A 7,684-nucleotide genomic window follows, 5' to 3' on the forward strand; every position below is an offset into this window, starting at 1 on the left:
CACACCCCCAAACGGGGGGGTGTAAACGGCAACTACAGACCCTCACGTCGTGGTTTAGAGACTGAGAGGTGTGATGGGGGGGTTTCCCCCCCACCCATCACGCCAATGCGCCAACACTTCTCGCAAGGGGTGAACCATGCCTGAGGTCAGCGTGGATGCCGAGGCGATCCCCGACGAGCTGAAGGAGCGCGACCAGTGGCTGATGTGGGACGCCTCCGCGGACGCGCCGAGGCGCCCGCACTGGCGCGGGAACTTCAGCGTCAGCTGGACGGACTCGGACGACTGGCACTCCTTCCAGGAGGCCGTCGAGGCCGCGGACGAACGCGAGAGCTGGGGCATCGGCTACGTGTTCGCCCGCGACAACGACGACTACCCGCGCGGCCTCTACGGCGCGCTCGACCTGGACGGCTGCGCCGACGAGAACGGGATGCCGAAGGACTGGCTCCCGTCGCTCCAGCCGTTTTTCGACGAGGACGCGTACATGGAGCGCTCGCCGTCCGGCGAGGGCGTTCACATCCCTCTCGTCGGGTTCGAACCGCCGGAGTGGTGGGCGAACGTCCACTTCAGCGAGGACGAGCACGAGGGCGTCGAGGCGTACGGGAAGAAGTTCTTCACCTTCACCGGCGACCAGCTGAGCAACACCGGAGACGAGGTGGCCGACGCTGGCGAGTTCGTCGAGGACTGGCTGCTCGAGGCGTACACCGCGGTGACCGGCGAGACGCCGCCCGACCTCCAGCCCGACGACGACGAGCAGCGCGAACCGGAGAAGTCCCGCGAGGAGGTCGCGGAGATCGACACCACGAGCAACACCGACGACGTCCTGGACGCGGTCGATCACCTCCGCCCGTCCGACCTGTCCCTGTCGTCGTCCTACACCGAGGACGAGAACGGCGACTGGGAGTCGTGGAACCCCGGCTACCGCGGCTCTGAGTCGGGGACGAGCCTGAAGCGCCACAAGGCGAGCGGCCTGTTCAAGGACTTCGCAGAGGCTGAGCCGTCCCGCTGTACGTGGTTCGGCCTGCTCGACCTGTTCGCTGCTGAGGAGGGCATCATCCACCGTCCGTGGGACGACCTCGAGGGCGACGACTGGTGGGAGGCCGTCGATCGAGCCCGCGAGGTGGGCGCGTCCATCCCCGAGTACGACTCGTCGTCGCGCCCTGAACCACCGTCGCCCGAGGAGTACAACGAGGCCGAGGACGCCGATGAGAGCGGCGAGACGCGGGTCTCGTGGGACTACGTCCAGTCGATGTACGACGACGAGGGTAAGGACTGGGGCCGCTACTACGCCGCCGACGCGCTCGATGAGCGGACGTCGTGGATGTACGTCGTGGAGTCGCAGACGCTGTGGGTCTACGACGGCGCGAACGGCTACTTCAACCCGTGGGGAGAGGAGTACGCCTCGCACGTCCTCGAGAACCAGCTGGGCGCGAACTACTCGAAGAGCGAGGAGAAGGAGATCGTCGCTCGCCTCGAGGCGCGCCACCAGACCCACCGAGAGGAACTGAACGCCGGCGCGAAGGACGGCTACCACCTCTGTGTTGGAAACGGCGTCATCGACCTCGAGACCGGCGAACGCCACGAGCACGACCCGGCGTACAAGTTCACGCGCGGGCTCGCGTGGGATTACGACCCCGAGCGGGCTGACCCTGACCCCGTCCGGGAGTTCCTCGACGGCGTCACCAAGCGCGAGGAAGACCGCGACACGCTGCTCGACCACCTCGCCCACGGCCTGCTGCCAGGGCACCCGTTCCGGGCGTTCGTGATGATGTACGGCCCGGGTTCGAACGGGAAGACCCGCGTCGGCAAGCTGTTCCGTGGGTTCGTCGGCGAGGACAACGCCGCCAGCGTCGAACTGCAAGACCTCACCGGGGACGACCAGTTCGCGACCGGTGCCCTCCCCGGCGCGTTCATCAACATCGGCGACGACATCTCGGTGAGCGAAATCCGGGACGTGAGCATCCTGAAGTCGGTGACTGGAGACGGCACCCTCCGCGCGAACGAGAAGTTCGAGAAACGGTACGAGTTCGAGAACGAGGCCGCGATGTTCTTCTCGGCGAACGAACCGCCGCGGATCAGCGAGGAGAGCGACGCGATCGGCGACCGGCTGTACCCCATCGAGATGCCCTACCGGTTCGTCGACGACCCGAGCGCGCCCGGCGAGAAGCAGAAGGTCACGGGCATCGCCGAGCAGCTCCTCGAGGACGACGACGCGATGCGCGGCCTGCTGCTGCTGTGTGTGAAGCACGCGCAGGAACTCATCGAGGCGAACGGGCAGTACAGCATGCCTGAAGGCCCTCAAGAGCGCCGCGAGATTTACGAGGCAGCGAGCGACCCGATTCGCCGGTTCGCCCTCGACTACCTCGAGCAGGGCGACCAGTCCGACATGCTCCTCAAGGACGACGCGTTCGCCGTCTACCGGGCGATGTGCGAGGCACAAGATGAGCGTGTTGCCAGTGCTGACGGGTTCAAACGGCAGATTACCCAACAGGCGCTCATCGACGTGGAGAGCGCCTACACCCGGAAGTACTCCGCTGGCGAGGGGCAAGACCCGTGCTGGCGGCACGTTCGGTTTGCTGAGGAAGCGAAGGACGTGATGCCCGCTCGGCTGGTGGAGCGCTACCTCTCGACCGAGGTGACAGACAGCGACGGGGACGACGGCGACGGCGGCACCGACTCCGAGGAAGCCGCCGAGACGGACGACTCACCCGCTGCACCGGCGTTCGGTGCGACGCCGATCACCGAGGCCGCAGAGTCGCTCACCGGCTACGTCACCGTCACCGCCGAGGTCGTCACAACCCAGCGCCTCGGCGAGCACGGCGACGGTGTGAAGGCCGTCCTGAAGGACGAGAGCGGCGCCATCGACGTCGTCACCTGGGACGAGACGTTCGCCCAGCGCCTCGAGGACGTCGAGGGCGAGTGCATCGCCCTCGAGAACGCCGAGGTCACCGAGTACGAGGGCCAGCGTCAACTCTCGCCGATGGACGCGCTCACGGTCGTGAAGACCATCCAGCAGGGCGTCGCCCACACCGAGGGGGCGTCGCCCGGCGAGGGACAGGAGAGCCTCGCTGACACCGACGAGACAGGACAGCAGACCCCGGCAGAGACGGACGGCGGTGTTCCCGAGGACGCCGAGGGGATGCTCGCCGACGCTCGCCGGCTGGTCGAACTCCTCGAGCAGCGCGGCGTCGCGATGGACGAGAACGAGGTGGTCGTCGCGGCCTCGATCGACCGCGACCTGATGGAGCCCGACCGGGCGAAGGACGTCCTCGAGTACGCGACCACCGAGAAGGGGCTGCTCATGGAGACCGGCGACGGCTACGAGCCGACCTAACCGCGTCTCGCGCGGTCGTTTATCTCACCAGAGGGTACGCCTCGCCGTCCTATCTGGTGGTTCTGCCAGCCGCGGCTCTCTCTGAGCGGCGGCTCACCCGTACGGTTTACTGAGGTAAGATTGGTTTCGCCGTCTGTTTGCTGAGATATAAGGCGTTATCGGAGCAAACCGTCCCCTCGCTGGTGAGATAAGGGGGATTATCAGAGCAAACAGTGCCCCTCCGCTTCGATAAGAGGGATTATCAGAGCAAAACGGATATCGGCGATATAGCCCGCGTGGAAGGTGGTTTCCGGCGTCTAACCCCATGGTTCGAGGCCGGAAGATGCACCTCCGCGAGCAGTCAACGCCACTTCTGCTCGATACTCGTCCGATAGCGCAGGCCGAGCACCGACGTGTTGCAACAGTCCTTCACCTCGGCGGGCGGGTAGCGGTCGCGGACGTCCTCGAGGTTGTCCTGGCTCTCGACCAGGTGCGTCAGCGCCGCGTCGATGACGTCGCTCCTCGGCGGGTCGTCGGACGGGTCGGAGGCGACGATCTCCGCCGCCTGGTCGAGCAGTCGTTTCCTCTCGTCGCTCAGTCGCAGTGTGGTTCGGTCAGTTGCCATAAGTCGGTGTGCATACGGGGGTCGGTTCAGCGTGGATCTGCGGTGACTGAACCGGGTGTTGTTCATATACGGTACCACCTCGGGCCGTCGCGACCGCGCCGATCGGGGCGACGCGCCGGGCGAATCTATGTACGCTCACCGGGTGGGTGCATACGCCAGCGTACATACATCGAGGATGCTGATGACATCCGCGCGCGAACCCACGGGGTCGGCCTCGAAGACCGCCTTCCACGGGGTCAGACGCCACGGTACTCACCCAGCGTGTGGTCGTCCTCGAGCCCGCACTCCTCGCACGGGCGGTAGCCGAGACGCTCCGCCTTCGAGCGCTCGATGGTCACGGCGTGGTGCGGGTTGAAGTCGGCGCCACACTCGGTGTAGAAGCCGCTCTTCGGGCGGTGGTAGTGCGTTCCGCCGTCGGAGATGATAACCACGCTCAGACCCTCCTCTGCTCGCGCGACTTCGGCCCCTTCCCTGGATCGACGTTCGTCTCCCGACGCGGGCACCGCGGGCGGCGCCGGTGGCCGTACTCCTTCCCAGAGACGGCGCGAGTGACGCGCCTGCCGCACTCCCGACAGTAGTACCGGCCCGGCTCCCGCTCCTCCTCGTCCGGCTCCTCCTCGTCGCTCTCATCCTCGACGAGCGCCGGCGGTAGGGAGATCCCCGTCTCGGGCTCCTCGTCGCTCGCCTCCTGGAGCGGCTCCGGCAGCTCGAACTCGGTGGACTCGTCGGCCTCTCGAAGGCACGTCGGCAGCTGGACGCCGCGGTCGTCCTGGAGCGGCTCGGGGAGAGTGAAGTCCGACACGCTCACTCCTCGCCGACGTAGCGCCAGGTGTGCTCTCCCTCGCTGGGGGCTTCCACGCCGGGCAGCTGCTTCAGCGCGTCGCGCGCCTTCACGAGGTTCGTCCAGAACGACTCGGCGGTGCTGTAGCCGACCTCGTCCGGGTCTACCAGCTCCAAGAAGTCCGACCGGGTGGCTGTTCCCTCCTCCTGGAGGAACTCGTACAGCGTGCGCACGGCCTCGCGGCGCCGGGCGAGGCGATCGCCGGAACCGGGCAAGTCCAATTCGGCGACAGGGTCACCGACCGACTCCTCCGGTGAGGCCGTCTCGGTCGGCGGCTCCGGCGGTGGGGGCGCCGGTTCGCCCTCGCAGACGACGTCCTGAAGCTCCTCGAGGAGGTCAGGGTGGTGCTGGCGAAGAACCGCGACGTCTTCGCTGAGTTCCTCCGTAATCTTCCGCCGAACCCGCGAGATAGCGACGTAGCGGCGGTCTTCCTCCTCCGGGTCGGCGATCAGTTCTCGTTCTCGGTCGGTGAGCAGTGCTCTGCGCGCCATGTTCGTGTTGTTGTTTCCGCCCGTGGAAACCTTACCGCTTATGGAAACCCTAACCGACCGGGGTTACCAGTTAAGGAAACGTTACCAGATAGGGAAACTACTATGTAGCCGGGGTGTTCAGTAGCAGATGCCGATCGGCGCCCTGACCCTGACCCTCACCAAAGCGTTTCTACGAGGAATCCGACACCGGCACCAACCCCCACCACTTCTACCTAAGCAGTAGTGCTTGGTACTACCCTGAGTACCCCTTCGAGTACCCCTGAGTATACCCTTATTCGCCCGATTTTCGTACTCTGAAGTGCTTGAGAGTACTAAGAAGTGCTTATACGAGGGTTTATCGCCCGAATTCACCCGAGCTAAACCCTCAATGAGTGCGAATTGAGTGCTTAGCAAGCCCTTGGTGGATACCCTGAGATACCCTTACTGAGGGCTCTCTCACCCTTCGTCGTCCCCTTCGTCCGACCCTCCGAGGGTCTCGACAGGTGGGAGATCTCCCTCGAGGTCGGGGTCGTCTACATCCAGCTTCCCTCGCCGGAGGAGCAGACCGAGCTCCGCGTTCGTCAACGCCGATACACCCTGTAGCTGATACCGGTTGTACACCTCATCGACGTTCGGCGCACGTTCGACGTTGATGCTCGCCTGGACGTCCGTCACGCGCCCGCTGTGTTCGCCGGGGGTCACTCCCATCTCACCGTTGTAGACCGCCCGTGCGACCATCTGCTCCAGCGCGTCCGGGTCGTGGCCGACGCCGCGATAGACGAACTCCAGGAGGTCGGCGGTGGCCGCCGCGACCTCGCCGGGCGACAGTTCGTCGAAGACCATCTCCCGATCGCGCTCCTCGAGCGTCTCCAGCAGCTGGAAGTCGCGGAACGCCTCGGCGACGCGCTCGCGGATGCGTGAGCGCGCGTTCGATTCGCTCTGTTCCCACCCGAACTCCTTCTCCCCGCGCAGGTACTCGCGGTCGGCCTTGCTGAAGACCCCGCGCGGACGGTCGGGATAGAGGTTCTCCGGGTCGATTTCTGCCACTGCGTCCTGTATGGGGTCGGAATCTTCCTGAGTCATTACAAATCCATTTCCGATTATGAGTAACTGGTAGCCGCACCATAATAGATTTAACGTTACGATACGTCGGCCTGTGTACAGCATGGCAACCACCTCAAACGTATCCGAAACCCGCGTTCCGTGCTCCCGTGAAACCCGCGAACTGCTCCGCTCCGCCAAGAGAGGCGGTGAGACGTACGACGAGTTGTTCCGCCAGATGGTGGAGCAGTACGACCCCGACACGGACGCGTAACCGACGGAGACGTGGCTGAGAAGGTGAATCGCACGACGCCGGGCGGCTCTGGTCTTGGCGGGCCTGCCGTCCAGGCGTCGAAGTAGAACGGGCCACAGAGGGCCGTTGAACCGTATCCCGTCGTACCGCACGCGGCGGGATAGAAGTTTCGGGTGATAATCCGATTCGGATTATCACTCTCCCTCTGTGCTCGTTCGGCCTCGCCGGGCCCACTCGGCGACAAGGACAGCGAATGAGCACAACCCACGAACACGAACGATGCACCGACAACGAACAAACGCAGTTCGGCGACCTCCGCGCGTACGTAGTCGAACCAGCACCGCCAGCTCCCGACGCCCACGCTTGCGGTGCTCTCGGCTGCCGCCGCGACGACGATCTCCGGCGCGCGGAGCACCCCGATCACGGCCAGCGAGTGGTCTGCCCACGCCACCTCCGCGAGCTCCTCGAGGGCGAGAGATGAGCCCCGCGAGAGGCCGTAGGTTTAAGGTAGCAACGTGGGAACTCTACGTCGAACGACAAGCACGGCTACAGAACAAGCGTCTGCGAGAAGACCGGGGTGGTCGGTTCCACCCCGACGGTTTGGACGCCTATGTCTTCTCGAGGCTCCGATGTAAACCTACCGCCTGCCGAGTAGAGGCGGGTCTGTTCAGCGGAGCTGGCGTCGCGAGGCGTCGGGCGTTCGACGATACGAAGGAAATCATGAGCGACACCAGCACCACCACGATCGGCGAACAGTCCGACGAACTACTCCGCACTTTCAGTAACCGGCAACATCACCCTAATGTGATGGGTGGGGGGGTCTGGTGTGATGGGGGGGCCCATCACACCTCGCGACGCACAGACCGGCGAGAGACGACTCCTACTCCCGGAACGGTTGTCAGGATGTTGGGGTGTGAGGGGTGTGAGGGGTCTAACCCGAACTATCGCGTAGTGTGCGAGTGCGCACCCGCGCCCGCCCGCCTGTCGATAGATCGAGTCTGCACCCCTCACACCCCTCACACCCCCAAACGGGGGGGTGTAAACGGCAACTACAGACCCTCACGTCGTGGTTTAGAGACTGAGAGGTGTGATGGGGGGGTTTCCCCCCCACCCATCACGCCAATGCGCCAACACTTCTCGCAAG

At 65.1% G+C, this 7,684-nt stretch carries 8 protein-coding genes; 3 read left to right on the forward strand and 5 right to left on the reverse strand.

What is annotated here, in order from left to right; genetic code table 11:
• Positions 1 to 136: 136 nt before the first annotated feature.
• Entirely contained in the window at positions 137 to 3,331 is a 3,195-nt protein-coding gene (locus tag ACJYUO_RS21780) for a phage/plasmid primase, P4 family (protein ID WP_494347399.1), read from the forward strand.
• A gap of 340 nt (positions 3,332 to 3,671) precedes the next feature.
• On the opposite strand, the gene ACJYUO_RS21785 is transcribed toward ACJYUO_RS21780, so the two are convergent.
• The 5 genes from ACJYUO_RS21785 to ACJYUO_RS21805 form a co-directional block, all read right to left on the reverse strand.
• Positions 3,672 to 3,935, reverse strand: a complete 264-nt coding sequence (locus ACJYUO_RS21785) for a DUF7386 family protein (RefSeq protein ID WP_494347400.1) — start codon at positions 3,933 to 3,935, stop codon at positions 3,672 to 3,674.
• Between the two features lie 236 nt (positions 3,936 to 4,171).
• Positions 4,172 to 4,366 carry a hypothetical protein gene (locus ACJYUO_RS21790; RefSeq protein ID WP_494347401.1) on the reverse strand — a complete coding sequence of 65 codons (195 nt, stop codon included), beginning with the start codon at positions 4,364 to 4,366 and terminating at the stop codon, positions 4,172 to 4,174.
• A 2-nt stretch (positions 4,367 to 4,368) separates the two neighbouring features.
• Positions 4,369 to 4,737: a hypothetical protein gene (locus tag ACJYUO_RS21795; protein ID WP_494347402.1), complete on the reverse strand. Its 369-nt coding sequence runs from the start codon at positions 4,735 to 4,737 to the stop codon at positions 4,369 to 4,371.
• A 2-nt stretch (positions 4,738 to 4,739) separates the two neighbouring features.
• A complete protein-coding gene (locus ACJYUO_RS21800) occupies positions 4,740 to 5,267 on the reverse strand; it encodes a hypothetical protein (RefSeq protein WP_494347403.1) in 528 nt (175 codons plus the stop codon).
• A 435-nt stretch (positions 5,268 to 5,702) separates the two neighbouring features.
• Positions 5,703 to 6,329, reverse strand: coding sequence for a DUF8102 family protein (locus ACJYUO_RS21805; RefSeq protein WP_494347404.1), 627 nt, complete (start codon positions 6,327 to 6,329; stop codon positions 5,703 to 5,705).
• 82 nt (positions 6,330 to 6,411) lie between these two features.
• Here ACJYUO_RS21805 and ACJYUO_RS21810 point away from each other — a divergent pair, with 82 nt between their 5' ends.
• Positions 6,412 to 6,561, forward strand: coding sequence for a hypothetical protein (locus tag ACJYUO_RS21810; RefSeq protein ID WP_494347405.1), 150 nt, complete (start codon positions 6,412 to 6,414; stop codon positions 6,559 to 6,561).
• Positions 6,562 to 6,793: 232 nt separating this feature from the next.
• Positions 6,794 to 7,021, forward strand: coding sequence for a hypothetical protein (locus ACJYUO_RS21815; protein ID WP_494347406.1), 228 nt, complete (start codon positions 6,794 to 6,796; stop codon positions 7,019 to 7,021).
• The last annotated feature ends 663 nt before the right edge of the window (positions 7,022 to 7,684 follow it).

It is taken from the genome of Natrinema sp. CRL1, assembly GCF_059162405.1.